The sequence below is a fragment of the Spirosoma arboris genome, from assembly GCF_009754945.1.
Lineage (GTDB): Bacteria > Bacteroidota > Bacteroidia > Cytophagales > Spirosomataceae > Spirosoma > Spirosoma arboris.
Map to the genome: position 1 here is coordinate 106936 of NZ_WPIN01000017.1, position 20620 is coordinate 127555.

At 45.3% G+C, this 20620-nt stretch carries 23 protein-coding genes; 13 read left to right on the top strand and 10 right to left on the bottom strand.

Annotated features, from left to right (window positions below; all coding sequences use genetic code 11):
* Positions 1-23: 23 nt before the first annotated feature.
* Entirely contained in the window at positions 24-944 is a 921-nt protein-coding gene (locus tag GO755_RS31965; protein WP_317165997.1) for a YihY/virulence factor BrkB family protein, read from the top strand.
* A 478-nt stretch (positions 945-1422) separates the two neighbouring features.
* On the opposite strand, the gene GO755_RS31970 is transcribed toward GO755_RS31965, so the two are convergent.
* The gene (locus GO755_RS31970; RefSeq protein ID WP_157589506.1) at positions 1423-1650 is read right to left on the bottom strand and encodes a DUF6965 family protein; all 228 of its coding nucleotides are present in this window, start codon (positions 1648-1650) and stop codon (positions 1423-1425) included.
* 178 nt (positions 1651-1828) lie between these two features.
* Positions 1829-2257 (bottom strand): response regulator, encoded by a 429-nt coding sequence (locus GO755_RS31975; RefSeq protein WP_157589507.1) that lies wholly within the window; start codon positions 2255-2257, stop codon positions 1829-1831.
* A gap of 330 nt (positions 2258-2587) precedes the next feature.
* On the opposite strand from GO755_RS31975, the gene GO755_RS31980 reads away from it, so the two are divergent.
* Positions 2588-2812 carry a hypothetical protein gene (locus tag GO755_RS31980; protein WP_157589508.1) on the top strand — a complete coding sequence of 75 codons (225 nt, stop codon included), beginning with the start codon at positions 2588-2590 and terminating at the stop codon, positions 2810-2812.
* Positions 2813-3416: 604 nt separating this feature from the next.
* On the opposite strand, the gene GO755_RS31990 is transcribed toward GO755_RS31980, so the two are convergent.
* Together GO755_RS31990 and GO755_RS31995 are read right to left on the bottom strand one after the other, a co-directional pair.
* The gene (locus tag GO755_RS31990; protein WP_157589510.1) at positions 3417-4922 is read right to left on the bottom strand and encodes a peptide MFS transporter; all 1506 of its coding nucleotides are present in this window, start codon (positions 4920-4922) and stop codon (positions 3417-3419) included.
* Between the two features lie 97 nt (positions 4923-5019).
* Positions 5020-5982 carry a Kelch repeat-containing protein gene (locus GO755_RS31995; RefSeq protein ID WP_157589511.1) on the bottom strand — a complete coding sequence of 321 codons (963 nt, stop codon included), beginning with the start codon at positions 5980-5982 and terminating at the stop codon, positions 5020-5022.
* Positions 5983-6093: 111 nt separating this feature from the next.
* Between GO755_RS31995 and GO755_RS32000 the strand changes: the two genes are divergently transcribed.
* The 3 genes from GO755_RS32000 to GO755_RS32010 all read left to right on the top strand — a co-directional run bounded on the left by GO755_RS32000 (position 6094) and on the right by GO755_RS32010 (position 8153).
* On the top strand, positions 6094-6753 hold the full coding sequence (locus GO755_RS32000; RefSeq protein ID WP_157589512.1) for a peptidoglycan DD-metalloendopeptidase family protein: 660 nt from the start codon (positions 6094-6096) through the stop codon (positions 6751-6753).
* 79 nt (positions 6754-6832) lie between these two features.
* Positions 6833-7333, top strand: coding sequence for a GbsR/MarR family transcriptional regulator (locus GO755_RS32005; protein ID WP_157589513.1), 501 nt, complete (start codon positions 6833-6835; stop codon positions 7331-7333).
* A 55-nt stretch (positions 7334-7388) separates the two neighbouring features.
* Positions 7389-8153 (top strand): hypothetical protein, encoded by a 765-nt coding sequence (locus GO755_RS32010; protein WP_157589514.1) that lies wholly within the window; start codon positions 7389-7391, stop codon positions 8151-8153.
* A gap of 85 nt (positions 8154-8238) precedes the next feature.
* On the opposite strand, the gene GO755_RS32015 is transcribed toward GO755_RS32010, so the two are convergent.
* Positions 8239-9033 carry an alpha/beta fold hydrolase gene (locus GO755_RS32015; RefSeq protein WP_157589515.1) on the bottom strand — a complete coding sequence of 265 codons (795 nt, stop codon included), beginning with the start codon at positions 9031-9033 and terminating at the stop codon, positions 8239-8241.
* 101 nt (positions 9034-9134) lie between these two features.
* On the opposite strand from GO755_RS32015, the gene GO755_RS32020 reads away from it, so the two are divergent.
* The 4 genes from GO755_RS32020 to GO755_RS32035 all read left to right on the top strand — a co-directional run bounded on the left by GO755_RS32020 (position 9135) and on the right by GO755_RS32035 (position 10834).
* The gene (locus GO755_RS32020; RefSeq protein ID WP_157589516.1) at positions 9135-9395 is read left to right on the top strand and encodes a hypothetical protein; all 261 of its coding nucleotides are present in this window, start codon (positions 9135-9137) and stop codon (positions 9393-9395) included.
* A gap of 33 nt (positions 9396-9428) precedes the next feature.
* Positions 9429-9683: a hypothetical protein gene (locus GO755_RS32025; RefSeq protein ID WP_157589517.1), complete on the top strand. Its 255-nt coding sequence runs from the start codon at positions 9429-9431 to the stop codon at positions 9681-9683.
* Positions 9661-10056, top strand: a complete 396-nt coding sequence (locus tag GO755_RS32030; RefSeq protein ID WP_227687166.1) for a DoxX family membrane protein — start codon at positions 9661-9663, stop codon at positions 10054-10056. Before GO755_RS32025 ends, GO755_RS32030 begins: the two co-directional genes overlap by 23 nt.
* 73 nt (positions 10057-10129) lie before the next feature.
* Positions 10130-10834 carry a hypothetical protein gene (locus GO755_RS32035; protein ID WP_157589518.1) on the top strand — a complete coding sequence of 235 codons (705 nt, stop codon included), beginning with the start codon at positions 10130-10132 and terminating at the stop codon, positions 10832-10834.
* Positions 10835-10912: 78 nt separating this feature from the next.
* Here GO755_RS32035 and GO755_RS32040 read toward each other — a convergent pair whose 3' ends face one another.
* Complete coding sequence (locus GO755_RS32040; protein ID WP_157589519.1) at positions 10913-11545, bottom strand: hypothetical protein; 633 nt, start codon at positions 11543-11545, stop codon at positions 10913-10915.
* A gap of 53 nt (positions 11546-11598) precedes the next feature.
* Between GO755_RS32040 and sufB the strand changes: the two genes are divergently transcribed.
* From sufB to GO755_RS32060, 4 genes are all read left to right on the top strand, one after another.
* Positions 11599-13074, top strand: a complete 1476-nt coding sequence (sufB, locus tag GO755_RS32045; RefSeq protein ID WP_157589520.1) for a Fe-S cluster assembly protein SufB — start codon at positions 11599-11601, stop codon at positions 13072-13074.
* 185 nt (positions 13075-13259) lie between these two features.
* Positions 13260-14114, top strand: coding sequence for a fumarylacetoacetate hydrolase family protein (locus GO755_RS32050; RefSeq protein WP_157589521.1), 855 nt, complete (start codon positions 13260-13262; stop codon positions 14112-14114).
* Positions 14115-14226: 112 nt separating this feature from the next.
* Positions 14227-15051, top strand: a complete 825-nt coding sequence (locus GO755_RS32055) for an amidohydrolase family protein (RefSeq protein WP_157589522.1) — start codon at positions 14227-14229, stop codon at positions 15049-15051.
* A gap of 16 nt (positions 15052-15067) precedes the next feature.
* Positions 15068-16531, top strand: coding sequence for a gluconokinase (locus GO755_RS32060; protein ID WP_157589523.1), 1464 nt, complete (start codon positions 15068-15070; stop codon positions 16529-16531).
* Here the strand turns inward: GO755_RS32060 and GO755_RS32065 are convergent.
* The 4 genes from GO755_RS32065 to GO755_RS32080 all read right to left on the bottom strand — a co-directional run bounded on the left by GO755_RS32065 (position 16526) and on the right by GO755_RS32080 (position 20557).
* Positions 16526-17035: a GNAT family N-acetyltransferase gene (locus GO755_RS32065; RefSeq protein ID WP_157589524.1), complete on the bottom strand. Its 510-nt coding sequence runs from the start codon at positions 17033-17035 to the stop codon at positions 16526-16528. The two genes, GO755_RS32060 and GO755_RS32065, sit on opposite strands and share 6 nt — an antisense overlap.
* Before the next feature lie 81 nt (positions 17036-17116).
* Positions 17117-18100 (bottom strand): N-acetyl-gamma-glutamyl-phosphate reductase, encoded by a 984-nt coding sequence (argC, locus tag GO755_RS32070; RefSeq protein ID WP_157589525.1) that lies wholly within the window; start codon positions 18098-18100, stop codon positions 17117-17119.
* A gap of 34 nt (positions 18101-18134) precedes the next feature.
* Complete coding sequence (locus tag GO755_RS32075; protein WP_317165998.1) at positions 18135-19355, bottom strand: glycosyltransferase family 9 protein; 1221 nt, start codon at positions 19353-19355, stop codon at positions 18135-18137.
* Positions 19352-20557, bottom strand: coding sequence for an argininosuccinate synthase (locus tag GO755_RS32080; RefSeq protein ID WP_157589526.1), 1206 nt, complete (start codon positions 20555-20557; stop codon positions 19352-19354). Before GO755_RS32080 ends, GO755_RS32075 begins: the two co-directional genes overlap by 4 nt.
* Positions 20558-20620: the final 63 nt, after the last annotated feature.

The window sequence follows — 20620 nt, forward strand, 5'->3', positions numbered from 1 at the left end:
TATCACCTCTAACGGCTTATTCAGTGAAAAAAGTAGCCCCTCTTCTTCTGCTCCTGAAACAAGCGTTCATTAACTTACAAGCCAATGATCCCATTCGAATGGCCGGGGCAACTGCGTTCTTTGCATTCTTTGCCTTGCCCCCCATTGTGCTCATTCTTAGTAGCGTACTTAGTCGCCTTTTCAATGATCGCTATCAACGTATTAGCGGTCAGCTATTTGATAAATTAGCTGAGCTGTTTGGGCCTAAAAGTGCCAATCAACTGGAAACTATTTCGCATCGTCTTCATCTTCCTAAGCCTAGCTTGCCTTTGACTATACTCAGTTTTATTCTGGTATTAGTGGCTTCAACAACCTTATTTGCTATTCTTAAAAACTCCCTCAATCAACTTTGGAATATCAAAAAGAAATCAGAACGCAGCTTCCTGCTTATTCTGCTCGATAAGCTCATTGCTCTGGCTATTATCCTTGGCTCAGGCTTCTTGTTCAGCTTATCATTAGCCTTAGAGCAACTTACAGCGCAACTAAGTGCGAAGTGGTCATTTCCTTCATTCGCCTATTATCAGGACGTGACCAATCTTGGTCACTTTTTTGCTTCTATACTCATTCGTATGATCTGGTTTGCTATGCTGTTTAAGTTTTTACCAGATGTCAGAATTTCCTGGCGCGCTGTATGGCCGGGTGCGCTTTTTACCAGTATTTTATTTAAAGCTGGTGAAGTTATCTTAGATAATCTACTGATTAATAGCTCGATAGGCACCTTATATGGCACTTCGGGAGCCATCATTTTATTGCTATTATTTGTTTTCTATGCGTCATTGCTTTTCTATTATGGAGCCGCCTTTACTCGTCAGTATGGTGAATGGATTCATTTAGCAGTCGAGCCCAACAGCCAGGCAGTAGCCTATACTATTACAGAAGTTGACTCTTCCAACACAAACGTATAGCCTATTTTTTCTTAATAAATTAACTATCGTTCTGTTGATTGTGACGATCAGTAGGTTACATCGTCTATGTATAGAATTTGTAAATCAATAAGCTTATAGAGTGCCTTTGAAGGTAGCTTATTCACTCTATCACAAATCCTGCCTAGGTAACTGGTAACGTATGTCAAAAGCAATGAATTGAGTTACAACCTTCTCTAAATCAGCACAACTACTAGGAATTCAGCTACAATTAATCCTATTAATAAACCCTATTAATGGAGTCAATTTAAATTACAATCAATTTATTCTCCATATATACATTATGGCTACGAAGAAAAATATCCTTGTACCTGGCCCCTGGACTCTTGTATTTGCTATATCAGCTTACTTGTTCTGGATGACGATTAAATGGATCTGGCATTTAATCGTTTAATTCGCTTGTATTCCCTCCTCACAACAGTTTAGTATAAAATCTATTTCTTTTACACGAGTAAATATATTATTCTGCCGAAGTATTCATAATTAACCAGTCTTTTACCTCACAAAGCATGAGAGCTGCCGACTTTCTGGTAGCCTCTACTTCGCTATCAAGTTGCTGAAGACGAGTCTTTACAGCTCCTGACAAATTGAGTAGTACGCTATATTCGTTGATATTTTGGGGGCCTGTGGGCAACTCACGGCCCGAAAAGAAATCGACTAATTCCTGGTGTTCACGACTAAGATCCATAACACGAAAGTAGGTAGTCAAGCCCTTAGTACCATAAGGCATCAGGACAAAAAAGCACCTATTAACAAACGCAAATCGCCAAGCGACTGATTCTGATTACAATACGTTTTGGGGAAGTATTACTACTAGTTAATGTAGCTGCCTACTACCACAGCTCGGCTCAAATCCCTACTACTGGCTACGTTAGCTGACTATTAGGATGCAAGCAAGTCTGCCAGTAGTCGATAATTAGCTTAATTTGTTGATAGAAGCCCGTATAATTGGCTGATTTTTGATAAAACCCTTGCACTGTGGCGTCATAAGCCATGTTAACAAGTGCCTTATTAGCTGCTGTAGTTAAAAATACGAAAGGTATTGCCTTCCGCCTTAAATAATCACTTCCATTGATTCGCTGCCGTAGCTCAATACCATTCATGATTGGCATATTAATGTCACATAGAATCAAGAAAGGCTGTTCTGAGGTGATTTCCAGATAATTGAGGGCATCTTGTCCATTAGAAAAGAAAACAAGTTGATTTGGAATAGCCAGACTCTGAATAACTTCCCGAATGAGATATTGATCATCAATATCATCTTCTACCGAAATAATAGGCCCTATCAACGACATTATGAAGCTTGATTACAATTTCCAAATTTTGACATATGGCGCAACTATATACTCAACCAAATTAGCAAACAGCTTGTCGTTTTCAAAATCCATAGTGAGCTATGGCCTGAATTTAGTAACTTGCCACTATTGCCTTATCTTTTCAACACAGAAAAGCCAATACAGTTATTGAAGCTATTTAAACTTTCTAAAATGAAGCCATAATCCTTTTTTATTGCCATTCTGCCTGATTCAAGATCGAATGTCCAATAAATAGTCTCCTTTTAAGGAAAAGTTTAAAAGTTTATTAAAGTGAGATATTAGTCATAAAAACCAACCTAAATGATGTCAATGAATCCATTTATCAACTTGAAGAGATCGTCGCAGTACGGAGGAGTAGAAGAATACGTGGTCAATGTCAATCACATTGTACGAATTGTCAAATCAGTCACCGGAAGTCAAGTCTTTACGCTGGCAGGAGAGTTTTTTTGCGATGAAAATCCGAGCCAAATCACCGTGATGATTAAACGTGCTTTTGATCTGATTCGGGGAGTTTCGTCTGATACACAACCCTAAAATACACCGCAGCAGAGCTATCTATTCAACAAGTCGGCATCCGCTTAACGATCAGGAATAATTTTCAGCGAGGCAGCTCCTGATCGTCGAAGATAGTCATGATTATGGCTGCTAATCCAGCATGGTTTGCAAGCCATCTTACCCGTTGAAAGCTGATCTAGATGGCCACTATTTAAGAATGGGTGGCCTATTCTCATCTCCCCTTCGCTCAGAAAAGCGTTACGATTAAATCTATTATCCCCTCAGTTTAGTTTGTTGATTTATAAAGCTTTTTTAACTCTTACAAGTTAATAAAAGGCGAAAATTTCGTTATACTATTATAGAAGACTACTTGTAGGCGATTTAATTTAACATGACTCTTACATTTGCTCAATATAGTATCCTTAAGGCCACTATTAGAGGAGTGACTTATAGGCAATTGGAACAGGAAACTAGCTTTAATCACTTGATAATTAATTACTATATCAAGGGATTGCTAGCCATTGGTCTGATTAAAAAGGGGACTGAAACCTCCAGTTACCAATTGACAGATGAAGGGGAAAATTGTATTGATGAGTATGAACGAGCCAATCCGGCCCTAATTATTAAACCGGATAGTAACTAGTTACTCAATACCACCCATCCATTTTTTCAGGGGTTTTGCCAACAGTAATAACAGGAACCCGAACCCTAAGCTAAAATAGGCAACGCTCTGAAACATAGCTGGCATTTGTTGCACGTTTTCCTCGTCAAAACCACCCGCAAATAGCCCTGCAATTAAATTACCCAACGACGTACCAACAAACCAGATACCCATCAACTGGCTGGTGTACCGTTTAGGTGCTAATTTGGAGAATGCGCTCAGACCCACCGGACTCAGGAACAGCTCGCCAAGGGTGAAAAACAGGTAGGTGAACGACAGGTACAGGGGTGATGTACGTGTGCCTGTCAGCGCTATTTTAGAAGCGACAACCATGACAACGTATGCCAGTCCAAGCAGCAGGAGGCTCGTAGCGAATTTGGCAGGAACCGAATAATTCAGCTTTCGATTAGCCAGAAAAACCCACAGCATGGCCAGAATAGGCGAAAAAATGAGAATGAAGGCAGGGTTAAGGTTTTGAAACCAGCTCGACGGCATCTCCCACCCAAACAGACTAAGGTTGGTATAGCGATCCGCAAATATTTGTAACGATGAGCCTTGCTGTTCATTTCCTGCCCAGAACAAAGCCGATGCCAGAAAGAAAACAAACAAAACAGCTATCCGCTTTTTTTCTACACTATCTAGCCCACCGGCTACCAGAATGTACACAAAGTAACTCACGGCAATCAATGAAATAATGGTGCCCATCGCCCGCGCCAGTCCCTGCGCAGTGGTCATATCTATAGTACCAGTCAATTGGAGCGACCCTAGTACCACGATTAAAAAAACTAAAAAGGCCAGGAGCGATCGGTTACCCGTCTGAGATTTTGGGCCATCTACTGTTGGTCGGACTACATAATTGCCATATTCACCAAGAAATCGCTGTCCGAAAACCCGGAATGTAACCAGACCCAATGCCATCGCTACGGCAGCAGCCCCAAAACCATAATGCCAGCCAACTCGCTGCCCCAGATACCCAACTGTAAAAATGCCGAGCAAAGAGCCCAGGTTTATACCCATGTAGAAAATGGAGAAAGCAGCATCTTTACGCGCTCCTCCTTCAGGATATAACTCTCCAACAACGCTACTAATGTTCGGTTTCAACAGACCTGTGCCCATAGCAACTGTACAGAGACCTGTATAGAATAAACCCGGCCCGGATGGAATGGCTAGGATGATGTGGCCAAGCATGATTATTAATCCACCATACCAGATGGACTTCCGCTGCCCCAGAATTGTATCGGCAATAAAGCCGCCCGGTAAGGAAAGTAAATAAACAGACGCCGTATAAATGCCATAAATAGCTGCTCCTTCGGTTTCGTTCAACCCCAAACCACCCCGCACATTGTCGATCAGAAATAGGAGTAGAATGGCCCTCATTCCGTAATAGCTGAATCGCTCCCACATCTCTGTAAAAAACAGGACAAAAAGGCCTATAGGATGACCGAAGAGGGTAGCATTGCTAACGGGTTTTTCAATAGTAGCTTCCATAGAGTTGGGCTAACAGGTCAATTTGCCGAAGAATATGTGTAAATAACGGGCAAAATAGCTGTAAAGATACCTTCAACATCCGAAAGCAGCAAAGCACTTAATAGGTCGGATCAAATTCCCACAAATCATCGAAACGGGTATTACCGTTTGAACCCGTAGTTATATAGCCTTTTTGGCCAATCGCAAACCCGACGGCTTTCGACCGTGATGATCCTTCAAAAGGCCTTTGCTCTGTCCAGAAATCGGTAACTGAGTTATAAACCAGAACCTGTCTCCCACCCGATCCCGTTACGAAATAACCTGTATTGTCGATCGAAAAACCTACAGCACCCGAACTCGCAGAAATTGCATCAGGAATATTCCGACGTTGCGTCCAGATGTTATTATCAGGATCATACATCCAGAAATCGCTAAGATTGACATTCTGAGAACTTCCTGCCCCAACATACGCAAGATTATTGATCACAAACGCTGCTGCCCCAACACGTGCAGGCCCACCAATATATTTCCGCTCTGTCCATTGATTAGCCGAGGAATTATATCGCCAGAGATCGGCCCGTTCACTCCCATCGAAACCTAGTGCTACAAAGCCCAGGTCATACATGCTAAAGGCCGTTGCCGAACGCCGGGCCGAACCACTGAAATCAGCAATACGTTTCCAGGCATTTGTTGTCGGATCATATTCATAGAAGTCCCGAAGCAAGTTTCCTTGAGCGTCCATCCCCGTCCCTAGGTATCCTTTTTTTGATCTGGTGGCAAAAGCAACGGCTTCGCTCCGGGCTTTGCCGGGGAAATCGGCTACCTGTGTCCAGGCATTTCGAGAGGGATCGTATTTCCAGAAATCAGCCAGCGAGTTATTCGATACATCCAGTCCGGTTCCAATGTAGGCTATATTTCCAATCGTAAAGGAAACAGCTGCACTCCGAGCTGGCCCTTCTAATTCAGCCCGTATATTCCAATCGCCTGTCGACGGTGATAGTGATATGGATTGCGGTGTACATTGTTGCAGCAAAAGGAATAAGCCCAGACCTATACTACGTACTATAGCGTTGACTTTCATAGCGTTAAAAGGATTGGTTTAGGATAAATCATTTTTTCATAGACATAACCGATTGGCGTTAGTCAGACTTGGCCTATTTTGGGGTATTGTTTGTTTAATCTGAGCTTGCCAATGCTTCTTCCTTTCGACTTCAAGAAAGATCCTTACCTAATTCTGGACTTTTCAGCCACCAACCCTGACCTCAGTTCCGAACACCGGCTAGGCCTCGACCTGACAGATACCACCAGTTTCACCAACTATGTATTTGGTAAGATAAAAGCAGCGGGCGCCAAAGTAGGTGTAGGTGGCTACAACGAACACCGGGTTATTTACCGTCGAAGTCCCCATTTCAATACGTCTGTCGATGAACCCCGCGAGATTCACCTCGGCATCGATTTCTGGGTAGATTCCGGAACGCCTGTCTTCGCACCATTGGCAGGTACTGTACATAGTTTTCGAGACAATGCAAACTTCGGCGACTACGGCCCAACGATTATTTTGGAACACGTAATAGATAGTAAACCTCTTTATAGTCTTTATGGCCATCTGACCCGTCAATCGCTGGATGGGTTGTATGAAGGAAAAGAATTTAATGCGGGGGAGAAACTTGCCGAAATTGGTCCCTACCCCGAAAACGGCGACTGGCCTCCGCATCTCCATTTCCAACTCATGACTGATATGCTTGGTTTGAAAGGCGACTTCCCCGGTGTGTGTTCAGTAGCCGATCGAGCGAAATTTCTATTCATTTGCCCTAATCCCAATAGCTTACTCGCTATTGCCGGACTAGGTTGATCTACAGAGTCCATTTCCTATCAAATCAATTCTTTCAAAATATTTTGAAATTACAGAAACTACAGTTTACCTTTGCATTATGACATTTGACGAAGCCAAAGATAAATTCATTCATACCTGGGGTACACTAGCTACCCAGTGGGGTATCAATCGCTCAATGGCACAATTACATGCGTTATTGCTTATTGCCCCAGAGCCCTTGGCAACGGAAGATGTTATGGAACAATTGCAAATTTCGCGCGGCAACGCTAGTATGAATCTCCGAGACCTGATGGATTGGGGCCTGATTTACAAACAGTTAAAACCAGGCGAACGCCGGGAGTTTTTTATGGCTGAGAAAGACATCTGGAAAGTAGCCCGACAAGTGGCAAAAGAACGCCGTCGCCGGGAAATTACACCTGTTGTTGACGTACTGAACGAACTGAAAATGATTTCAACCGACACACCCGAAGCACAGGAATTCCAACGGGTGATGGAAGGATTAAGCAGCGTAGTCGGCTTTGCCGATAGTACCCTCAATGCCGTAATTAAAGCAGAAGAGAACTGGCTGATGAGTCAGTTCATAAAGGTTTTTCGGTGATATTTTTTTATGAAAATCTTTCAATTATTTCTGAAATTTCAAAAATCACAAAGTCATGAAAAAGCTACTAATTTATGATGAAAGCTGCCCAATGTGTAAACTCTATACAAAAGGCATGGTAGCTGCCGATTCAAGCGGCTGTCTGACCCGAATGAGCAATGGAGAACTACCAAATGAATCTGTCGTCAGCCGTTTAGATCGGCAACGTGCGCGCCACGAAATACCTTTGATTGACCTCGACGGTGGCGAAACTCTATACGGAGTCGATACCTGGATTTATGCATTTGGCCATCATAATCAGCAATTAGAGAGGCTCTTATCGCTTGGTTGGTTGCGAACGATTTTACAAAAATTGTATGCGTTTATCTCTTATAACCGACGTATCATAATTACATCTGCGCCGGGTCGTTGGCAACTACTGGATCTTCAACCCGATTTTCATGCTGGCCAGCGAGTTGCGTTTATTCTCACCATTTTTGGAGTTACCACTTGGGCTTGGGCTACCAGCCATTCTACCATCTGGCCATTGGCCGCTTTGATAGGCTGTCAATTAGGCATTACAAAGTTCTCCCTACTTTTACAGCCATCGATCAATACGCTTGAAACAATACTGGATTATACAGGTCACTTGGGGATGAGCCTTTTTATTGGGACACTATTCATCGCAATAGGCTCAACTACGGGCTGGTCTACTATTCGTTTAATTGGCTATGCGCTGATGATTGGCCAACACTTCATCCGCACTTACCGGCTTGGATTAAGCCCCTGGATCAGTGTTGTATTTACAGTTCTGATTTTTGTATTACTGTCTCCGCAATAAAAATTAGAGCAAACAGAATCAAGGTTTTTTAAATACCATGAGTCATTAGAAATGCCTTTGAAATAGAACCCGTCGGATGCAGTTATTACTTCGTCAAAAACTCCACTACAGCCTTTGAGAATTCGGGGGTTCTCATGGCTCCGCCGTGATTGCCTGGCACAATGACAAGTTTAGAGCCTGGAATAGCATCTACCAAGGTCTGCGGATCACCATTGTCTTTATCCTGATCACCATTGACAACAATCACCGGAATCTTGATCTTCCCTAAGTCGGCGAGACTCGTAACGGGTTGAAACTCTTGTAATCGAGCCAGTACAACTGTATCGGCACCCGCTTTTTTAGCGTTGTCAACAGCGGGTTGCAATTCAGGATGACTGCCGGGTTTGGTCAGGGCTTCGTGAAAATTTTTGCGCCGAATCCAGTTGGGGTCAGAAAAATCGACACTAATGCCTCCCATTACAGCCCGACGTACCTCTTTGTCCATGGTTAGTAATTTAGCCGTCAGAATAGCACCACGTGAATAGCCAACCACGTCGTAGCTCGTAATGCCAAGGTATTGTACTAAAGCCATTACGTCCTTTAGTTCGGCATTATTGTTATAAGCCTCAGCCTCATGGGGTTTATCCGATAATCCATTTCCACGCAAATCGAGGGTTATGACTTTGAATCCGGCATCGGCTAATGCCTGCCGTACGGGCGCACGTTTCCAGCTTTCGCTAGTCGAAATAAAGCCATGAAGTAGCACAACTGGCTTCCCCTCTCCTATAATATCATAGTGAATTTTTGTCCCATCGAAGGATATAAACAGCGGGTCACGCGTTGATTGAGCCCGAACAGCAAAAATAGCTAACAGGCAGATTACTAACAGAAATGGTTTCATAGCGTATCTAGAGTAAATCTGAAGAGGGAGGCAATCGAATAAGTCTAACTTTTCGCTATTTTACCGAGTTATCCTGTCATAACCAAATCACACAACGTAATATGACAGCCCTATTGAATCACCTGAACCCCAGCGATGCCGATCTGATTGATGCACCAATCGGTCAAATTAATCTGGGCATGTTTAAGAACCAAAGCGGTGCCGCGATCGAAGATGGCGACGATACAGATGAAGAAACTACGGATGAAGATTTGGATGACGAACCTGTAGATGAAGATGGTGACCCAACTGGTGAGCACGACCATCATCAGGACGATAATTATGCGCTGGGTGGCCACGTAACCCGGTCTGGTAGTCTATAAAATCAACAATTTAACCCCTTAACAATCAGCATAATGACGACAAACGACTATAACCCCGCCGATGATGGCAATCAGGGCGTTGTTCAGTTTATGGCCCAAAGTGAAGAATCCAACGCCAGTGTTCCGCAGGATCAGCAAATGAATCCTGTCCAGGCTTCAGGCCCTGAACCCGAAAAAGCAGAAGTTTCCGTTGATGATTCGGAAGGTGACTATGGTATTAACGAGGATATGCTAGAAGAAGAAAAGGTAGAAAACGGCGATGCAGATGGACCTGACAATGACGAGTAATCAATTAGCCCGGCTCGTAATCCGTATTGGGCTGGGCATCAACATGCTTATGCATGGGTTGGTACGTCTTCATAAATTGCATGAGTTTGTAGCAAAAACAGCCGTCGGTTTTGCCAATACAATCCTGCCACCTATTCTGACTAAAGGCTTCTTATACACCCTTCCGTTCGTAGAATTTACCGTTGGTGTTCTCATCCTGATAGGTGGTCCACTCAGCAAATGGGGCTACTTTCTAGGTGGGTTAACAGTTGGAGCTTTATTGTTTGGCACCACACTCAAAGAAGACTGGACTAGTGCCGGAACTCAATTAATTTATGTTATCGCTTTCTATCTCGCACTGAGAGGGTTGGACGAATCTGGACGTCGACGTTAACGATTTAAGCCTTGACGTTTGCAACGGTTTGGCTATAGAGTGGATCGAAAGAGGCAAACCAAACAATACAAGTATGCATTTCAATTCATTTTTGCTCATCGTTACAGTCAGTTTTTCACTAATCGTTGCTTCCTGTAAGCAGGATCTGAATCCGTCAATATCCCCTAACATTCTTTATCAATCCAACTTCAAACAAAGCCAGGATGGCTGGCAGGCCGACATTGCCGATTACAGTACACATCAGCAGGATATTCAATTTGAATCGGGATGGGCTGCTTTACCCAGTCCACTGGATAGTACTCGCAAATCAGTCAGAGTATCGAGCATGAACCGCAGTGATGATCTTTTTATGTTCCTCAAAAAGAAACTTACGGGTCTGCAACCTAATACCGACTATACGCTGGTTTTCGACATTGAACTAGCGTCGGCATATGGCACGAATTCGATAGGCATTGGAGGCTCACCGGGTGGGAGTGTATATTTGAAAGCCGGAGCAACCGCAACTGAGCCGGCCAAAGTACTGGGTGATGATTTTTACACCATCAACCTGGACAAAGGGAATCAATCCACAGGCGGAAAAGATGCCGTTTTGTTAGGCAATATCGGCGCGGGTGACGACGTGACTAGTTACAAACTAATCACCCGTAGCAATGTCGAAAGTCCGCTCACGGTTCGAACAAATGCACAAGGCGAACTCTGGCTTATCGTTGGAACAGATTCGGGCTATGAGGGCTTAACGACGCTGTATTACAGCAACATAAAGATAACAGCGAAGTAATACGTTCTGATAACTAATTTCGCCGAAAGTCGTATCACGGTTTAGAATCCGTGGCACAGCTTCCGGCGAAATTAGTTATTAATCAGGGCATTTAGTTAACGAGGTTACTTTACCCTGGTCAAGTTGCCAGCAGTTGCCATATACGTCACTGTAGACGACCGTAAAGTGATACAACGGATCGTTGACAATATGCATGAAAGCCTCAGGAATGCGTTCACTATTGGTGATTTCACCAATCAGTAATTCTCCATCACTTTTAATGACCTCACCCGGTCGAACATTGCTGTAAAAGAAGCCAATATCAATGTGTTTATTTTTATAATCTGATCGCTGAATCTGCTCATTCATTAGATCATACGGGCTTTCGTAAAGTTTACCTTTGTAGACTAACCTGCATTTCTTCAGGATGGCGGGCCCAACGCCGTTATTAATCAATGACCAGGTAAACTTCTTATCCATCACTATGTAATTGTCTTTCAGGTGTGGCCATACGGACGCATGCTGCTGTTCACGGGCAATCTTCGTCTGAAAAATGGATACGACCAGTGCAGCTAAACTCAGGAATGTAGCTGAAACACCGAGGAGAAGTTCAATATTGATACGTTGCCGGACCGGAGCCATAAGCAGATAGACTATAGGTGTTGCAATGCCCGAAATAACAGAAAGTTTCCGATATTTGTCCAACCTGCCCGGAACGTACATATCAGGCATATTGTTAAAAATAGTGTTGCACTGGTTGAGTTACCAGGCAATTAACCGAGACTATGAGCAAGGACGTTGAAATTTTAGAGAGTATTACCAACGCCGAATATAAATACGGATTTGAGACACTAATTGAGGCCGATGAGGCTCCTGTGGGTCTTGATGAAAGTACGATTCGTTTCATCTCTGCGAAGAAGAATGAACCCGACTGGCTGCTTGAGAACCGATTAAAGGCGTTTCGGATGTGGCAGGAAATGACCGAACCTACATGGCCGAATGTTTTTTACCCAAAGATTGACTATCAGGCTATTAAATATTACTCGGCACCGAAGCAAAAGAAGACGGTTAACTCTCTTGATGAAATTGACCCCGAACTGCTGGATACATTCAAGCGGCTCGGCATTTCACTTAATGAGCAAAAACGACTGGCAGGTGTTATCGAGCCGGAAGGTGACCGTCCACGAGTAGCGGTTGATGCTGTAATGGACTCAGTATCTGTAGCAACTACCTTCAAAAAAGACCTTGCCGAACGTGGTATCATTTTCTGTTCCATTACGGAAGCCGTTCATGAACACCCCGAATTGGTGAAGAAATATCTGGGTTCGGTTGTTCCGGCAAAAGACAACTACTTTGCAGCATTGAATGCCGCTGTCTTTACGGATGGCTCGTTCTGTTACATTCCAAAGGGCGTTCGCTGCCCAATGGAACTCTCAACCTATTTCCGCATTAATGCTGCCGGAACCGGCCAATTCGAACGGACGCTGATCATTGCTGACGAAGGTTCGTATGTAAGTTATCTGGAAGGTTGCACTGCTCCTATGCGTGACGAAAATCAGCTTCATGCTGCTGTAGTTGAACTGATTGCCATGGGTAATGCCGAAATCAAGTATTCTACTGTACAGAACTGGTACCCAGGCGATAAAGAAGGAAAAGGCGGTATTTATAACTTCGTGACCAAACGCGGTATCTGCGACGGGCCGAACGCTAAAATCTCGTGGACTCAGGTTGAAACCGGCTCAGCCATTACCTGGAAATATCCTTCGGTGATTCTGAAAGGCGACAATTCCATTGGTGAGTTCTATTCGGTGGCTGTTACGAACAATATGCAACAGGCCGATACGGGTACCAAAATGATTCACATCGGCAAGAACACGAAAAGCCGAATTGTTTCGAAAGGTATTTCGGCGGGCAAAAGCCAGAACTCTTATCGAGGTCTGGTACAGGTAATGAAACGTGCCGAAAACGCTCGTAACTACTCGCAATGCGATTCACTCCTGCTGGGAGACAAATGTGGAGCGCATACATTCCCGTATCTGGAAGTGAACAATCCTTCCGCTACAGTTGAACACGAAGCTACAACGTCTAAAATTGGTGAAGATCAGTTATTCTACTGTAATCAGCGCGGTATACCCACCGAACAGGCTGTAGCCTTGATTATCAACGGTTACGCGAAAGAAGTGTTAAACCAACTTCCTATGGAGTTTGCCGTAGAAGCCCAGAAATTGCTGGCGATTAGCCTGGAAGGAAGTGTGGGTTAGTTGATTTTATGATTTTAATTACCTTTGGAGCCCCTACGAAAACGTAGGGGCTTTTTTGTTAAATCACTATGAGAGCCTTCCAGAATGTGTTTAACTAGCGTGGAGTTGGTCACAGACCTATCTGATGGCATGGTTAAAAATGAGCTTCTGTGCCCTTTTATCAAAAAATAGCTGAATTTTACCGCATGAAACTTTTCCGCTTCGGCTCGCCCGACCACGAACACCCCGGCGTTGTACTGCCCACCGGCCAACATATTGACGTAACCCACTTTGGTGAAGATTACGACGAATCTTTTTTCGCCAGCAACGGCCCAGACCGTCTGGCACACTGGCTTACTGCCCATGCACATACCTGTCCCGAAGTCTCCTCTGATGAGCGTTTCGGTCCTTGTATAAAACGCCCATCTAAAATTGTTTGTATCGGTCTGAACTATGCCAAGCATGCGGCCGAAACCAACGCGCCTGTTCCGGCAGAGCCAATCGTATTTTTTAAGTCAACTACGGCTTTTTGTGGCCCTAACGACAACGTCGTAATTCCCAAACGCTCCGAAAAAACCGACTGGGAGGTTGAATTAGCCATTATTATTGGCAAGCGAGCCAGCTATGTCGAACTAGACGATGCCTTTAATTACATAGCCGGTTATGCCCTGCATAACGACTATAGCGAACGCGCCTGGCAATTGGAGCGTGGAGGTCAATGGGTAAAGGGGAAAAGTGCCGATACGTTTGCGCCTTTAGGACCCTATCTCGTCACTAAAGATGAGGTAGCCGACCCTAATAAACTCAACCTCTGGCTAAACATAAATGGCGAGCAATTGCAAAACTCCAATACGGACGACATGATTTTCAATGTCCCAACATTGGTCAGCTACCTCAGCCAGTTCATGACCCTGTTACCTGGCGATGTTATTTCTACCGGCACTCCAGCGGGTGTGGGAATGGGCCTTAAACCACAACGTTTCCTCAAACCTGGCGATGTTGTTGAATTAGGAATTGAAGGATTAGGCCAACAGAAACAGACGGCAGTAGCATATGTCTGAACCGGGATTTTTGTGATTTGCCTGATTAGCATGATTTTGCTATTGAATTAAAATGTTTTGGTAGCGAACAAAATCATGCTAATCAATTCAATCCTATAAATCCCGGTTTCAGATGACTATCGACGCTCACCAACATTTCTGGTATTTTGATCCCGTCCGTGATGGCTGGATTACGGATGATATGGCTACCATCCAGCGCGACTTTTTACCCTCTGATTTAGAACCTGTTCTGATACAAAATGGCATCGATGGTTGCGTGGCAGTTCAGGCTTCGCAATCGGAAGAGGAAACGCTGTTTTTAGTCAACATGGCCCAGAATTACGACATCGTAAAAGGGGTTGTGGGCTGGGTAGATTTACAATCGGAACAGTTGCCCAAACGACTAGAATTCTTCTCTCAGTATAAGGAAATCAAAGGCTATCGACACGTAGCGCAGGCTGAACCCGACGATTTTCTGGCTCGGCCAACAGTTATAGAAGGTATTCGGCAGCTAGCTGACTATAATCTGACGTATGACATTCTGATTTATCCCAGCCAACTGAAAGCGGCCCTGCAGTTAGTACGTGCTCTTCCCGAAGTTAATTTTGTGATTGACCATCTGGCAAAGCCGTATATCAAAAAGCAGGAAATCAGTCGCTGGTCGAACTTTATGGCTGAGATTGCGAAGAATAAAAACGTTTCCTGCAAACTTTCGGGCATGGTTACCGAAGCCGATTGGCATAACTGGAGCAAGAAAGACTTCTTTCCTTATTTGGATGTAGTCTTCGAACATTTTGGCCCCAATCGACTGATGTTTGGCTCCGATTGGCCCGTATGCTTAGTGGCGGCCAACTATACACAGGTGAAAACGCTGGTAGAAGAATACGTCGATGCCTGGGGCGAAGAAGTTCGGTCTAAACTATTCGGAGACAATGCGGTGACGTTTTATAGCTTATAATTGTACCCCTTACCCTATGAATTGCTTTGTTGGCGTTGACGTTGGTACAACCAACGTAAAAGCCCTGGCTATGCCGTCGGATTTGAGCCAGATTCTGGCTCATGCATCCGCTCCCCTCACAACGCTTAACCCCGAATCTGGTTATGCTGAACAGGACTCCAATGAAATCTGGGCTGCTTTCGTTCAGGTGATTTCGGAAGTATGTCGAGAGGTGGGGCAAGGCGGTCATGTAATTACACATGTTGCCTTTTGTACGGCCATGCATAGCCTTTTACCAATGGATGTTAATGGGGCACCATTAGGCAATGCCATTCTCTGGTCCGACAACCGGGCCGAAGCGCAGGCCAACGAATTACGAACCACACAAGCCGATTTAGGCAAAGCTATTCATGAAGAAACAGGCACGCCCATTCACCCCATGATTCCCTTGTGCAAGCTGGCCTGGATGCGTGAACATGACCCACGATTGTTACGTCGTACCGCCCATTTTGGCTCAATCAAAGAGTTTTTGTGGCAGAAACTAACGGGTGAGTTTGAGATCGACTTTTCGATTGCGACCGCTACAGGTTTGTTCAACGAAAGCAAACGTCACTGGAGTAAACGTGCGATGGATTATGCAGGTGTTCGGGTCGACCAACTATCAACGCCCGTTCCAACAACCTCACAACGAACTTACAAGCCCCGCCCTGAAACCGCTGGAACGGGACTATCAGAAGGAGTTTCGCTTTTGATTGGGGCATCGGATGGGTGTTTAGCTAATCTTGGCGCGGGAGCGATTAAACGCGGTACGGCCACACTCACTATCGGCACTAGCGGGGCTATTCGACAAACAGTTCGCAAACCTCTCCGAGATCCGCAGGGGCGACTATTCTGCTATTTTTTGGACGAAGGGTATTACGCCGTTGGGGGACCTACAAATAATGGTGGCAATGTGTTGGAATGGGTATCTGAGAAATTGACCCAACAGGATACCAAAACCGTTCTGGACGAAGCCGCAACCATACCACCCGGTTCTGATGGGTTGTTGTTCCTCCCCTACCTGCAAGGCGAACGTGCGCCTTTGTGGGACGCGTCGGTACGGGGAGCCTATTTACAGGTTGACTGGCAACATACACGGGCGCACTTTGTACGAGCGGCTCTGGAAGGAGTTTTGTTTAATCTGCTTAGTATTAACGAACTATTGAAGGAATATACGGGACCAGCGCGGGTAATTCATGCCAATGGTGGCTTTGCACAGTCAACGTTGTGGGTGCAGATGCTGGCTGATATGGCAGGTGTTCCGGTGCGACTCAACGCGAGTAATGAAAGCGGTTCGATGGGCGCTATCCTGCTAACAATGAAAGCCGTTGGCATTGTAAAAACCCTGGATGAAGCTGCCGAACGGGTGGCGTTTGGGAAAACGTTTGAACCTGATTTAGATCGGCACAAGGTATACCGGACCGAGTTTAAAAAGTGGCAAGATGCGTTGACACGACTATAAACTGTCTACTGAGGTTGCGAATAATAAAACCTCATCACCAGCTGAAAGATGGACTCTTCGTTCGAAGTGAAAGCCAAGTTTTTCGAGTAAATGAATTGAGTTTTGGTTATCTGGATTCGTGATCCCTACGATCCGGGTTGCGCTCAGAACATCGCGGGCGTAGGTCATAACTGCTGTTGCTGCTTCAAATCCATACCCTTTTCCTATAGAATCGGGTAAAAACGCGAAGCCAATATCTATATCCTCCAGCGTATCGCGCTTGAACAGGCCGCACATACCCACAGGCGTTTCACTGCTCTTTAACCTTATTAGAAAAGGGCCAAAACCAAATTGCTCATAACTTTTAATTGCACCATTCAGTATGTACTTGCGTGCATCCTCAAGCGTTCGTACACCCCGGTCACCAATGAATGTAAGCCACAAAGGTGTATTCAGCAGCTCCAGCATGAAGGGGGCGTCCTCAACAGTGAGCTTATCAAGTAGAAGACGTTCTGTTTCGAGCATTTTAGTAACGCGGCTAAGAAGCCGCGTTTTTCTAGATTCTAAAACACGGCTTCCTATCGGTACACCGAACCGGCCGCGTTACTAAAACGCAACCGATTTCAACCGCAAGCCTGTATCCTCTGGCAAACCAAACACTAGATTTAGGTTCTGAACCGCCTGCCCTGATGCCCCTTTCGTTAGATTGTCAATAATGCTTGTAATAAGCAGTTGCCCCTCGTGTACTTCCAGGTGTAACAGGCATTTATTCGTGTTCACGACCTGCTTCACATCAATTGGTGCATCGCTGATATGCGTGAATGGATGACCCGCGTAATAGGTTTTGTAAAGTTCTTTTGCTTCCTCCAGAGTTCCCGTAAATGATGTATACACATTAGCCATAATGCCTCGTGTGTAATCGCCACGATACGGTACAAAATTGATCGCGTGATTGAAATCAGGCTCCAACTGAGTCAAGCTCTGACGAATTTCGGCTAAGTGCTGGTGCGTGAACGCTTTGTAAATCGACACGTTGTTGTTTCGCCATGTAAAGCCCGTTGTGGGTACAAGAGCTTGTCCGGCTCCTGTGCTCCCAGTAATGGCACTAACCTGAACAGCATCGGTCAGCTTTCCAGCTTTGGCAAGCGGTAACAAGGCCAGTTGAATACTAGTAGCAAAACAGCCAGGGTTCGCAATGCGCATAGCTTCCTGAATGCGTTCCCGCTGCAATTCGGGGAGGCCATAGACAAAATCATCATGCTCATCGCGAAAATCGGCACTGAGGTCAATAACAGCAACATCGTCGGACACTTCGTTTTCGGCCATAAACGTAACCGATGCACCATGCCCTGAACACAGGAAAATAGCATCGACAGTTGCTTCTCCATCCTTTAGCGAGGGAACTTCGCCCGAAAATGTGAGGTCTGTATCACCCAGCAAATCGGTATGCGTAGACCAGACGGGTTTGCCTGCCTGACTATTGCTATACACAAATGCGACATTGACAAACGGATGATTTATTAGAATACGCAGCAGCTCGCCACCCGTGTAGCCTGCTCCGCCAATGATACCTACATTTATTGTTTCCATACTTTTTACCTAACGACCGCTTTACCGGATTGATTCACTTAGCGATGGCTATCTGGCTCTGCGCATTCACGTTCCGAAACCATTTTATTGCTCGCTCCTGCACAGCGTCGTCAAAAACTGTAACGTATTCACTCTGAAATCCAGGTCGGTCGATGGTTAGACCGCGACTGAGCTGATGATTATGAACCACTAACGTTGGCAGGTTGGCTATCGGGAAGAATTGAATACCCATGCCGTTTTTCTGAAATGAAAAGGTCGGACACCCTAAACAACAAAGATGCATGGGGAGTGAGTCCAAGGTAAAGGCAGCTTGCGCCTGTTCACTCAAGCTGGCTATATCCTGAAGTGTCAGGCTTCCCACCGCTGGTACCAGTCGATCAATATCGGCAGGATGCTCTTGCCGGACACGTTCATATAATTCTGTCGTGAATGTTTCCTGTCCACTGAATACGATCAAATGCGAACTTTCTGTTAACAGTCGGGTTGCTAATTGACTCCAGTAATCAATAGACAGCATCCGGCCCTCGTTACCCGATTCAGGGAGAATCAAGACAGGTTTCTGTTCTGAAACAGATCGATTCAGCTTGGCCCACAATTCAGCCGGAGATTGGGCTGGGTGAACAAAGTAGGGCGCTACAGTTCGCAAATCACCCTCGATGCCCATTGGCTTCAATACCTTTAGAATCAAATCGAAGTTATGAACTTCCCCATCAGGCATGAAAAATTCCTCGTCGAGCAAGCCTCCGAAACCGCGTGTTCCAAAGCCAATTTTGTGTCTGACCTGTAAATAGGGTAACACAAAGTGCATGGGCGAATCCGAGAATCGGACATCAATCGAGTAATCATACACCGTATCGTGCAGGGTTTTTATCGCCGATTTTGTTGTCCGATAAAACTCCTGCCATTTGCTCCATTTCGACGCCGACCTTCGGTTAGTGCTAACATGGTTGAGGTGAACAACCCGCCGAATGTAGGGATTTCCTTTCCAGATCGGATCACACCAGCTACCCGCCAGCACGTCGATTTGTGCCTTAGGGTAACGTTGTCGGATAAGTGGGAACGCGTATGACAAAATCAACGCGTCGCCCAAATGCCCCGATGTCATGAGCAAAATTGACGGGGCATCGGTATTTAGTAAACCGTAATCGCGCTGGCTATAGCTTCCCCGCACGTATTGGTCGACTACAACATCAAGCAGTTGCAGTGGGTAACCAATACGTCGGGGAGCGCAATATTTTCGCGGTTTACCAATCACTGATTGTTAATTTTCTCATAGATCATTACCTGATTGGAAGCCACTTTTGAGAAACCCCGTACATCGTCACCAGTCCAGGCGTTGTTCATTTCGCCATACGAACCAAACTTCGACGACATCAGATCATGGTCTGATTCGATACCCAGCACCTGGAAGCGGTAGGGTGCCAGTAATACATGCACTTTACCCGAAACATGTGCCTGTGTATCGGCAAGGAACGTTTCGATGTTGCGCATAACAGGGTCCATGAATTGACCCTCATGTAACATAGTTCCGTACCAGTTGGCTAACTGCTCTTTCCAGTACAGCTGCCATTTGCCCAGCACATGTTTTTCGAGCGTATGGTGGGATTTAATCAGAATGAGCGGAGCTGGGGCTTCGAAACCCACACGTCCTTTTATACCAATAATGGTATCACCTACGTGAATGTCACGCCCGATACCGAATGGCCCGGCCAGTTCTGTGAGTTTACGAATGGCATCAACCGGATTAGCGAATTTCTCGTCGCCGAACGTCGGCCCGGCAATCGCTTTGATTTCGCCGTGCTGGAATGTGAGTGTAATGGTTTCCTGCTCTGTTTTTGTTACCTGAGTTGGCCAGGCCGATTCGGGCAGGAACTGATCGGAAGTCAGGGTTTCTTTACCACCAACCGAAGTTCCCCACAGGCCTTTATTGATCGAATAAGCAGCTTTGTGCCACTCCTGATCAACGCCTTTTGCTTTGAGGTATTCGATTTCGGCTTCACGCGATAACTTTAGATCACGGATAGGCGTAATAACTTCGGCATCAGGCGCAATGATTCGAAATGCCATATCGAAACGCACCTGATCGTTACCGGCTCCGGTACTACCATGCGCAATAGCCGATGCGCCAATTTCCCGCGCATACTCGGCCGCAGCAATAGCCTGAAAAATCCGCTCGGCGCTAACCGAAAGCGGATAGGTGTTGTTTTTCAGAACATTACCGAACACCAGAAACTTCAGGCATTGTTGGTAATAATCGTCCGTTTTGGAGATTGTTACATGGGACTTAACACCCAGTGAGTAAGCCCGTTCCTCAATCGCTTTGAGTTCGGCATCGGAGAAACCGCCCGTATCGACCAGCACTGAGTACACATCCATACCCCGGTCTTCGGACAAATATTTAACGCAGAAGGAGGTATCGAGACCTCCGCTGAAGGCAAGAACTACTTTTTGAGACATCAGACAGAAGACACCGAACGTATATCGCCCAGCATCAGGATAGTTTTGGAGGGGCAAATATCG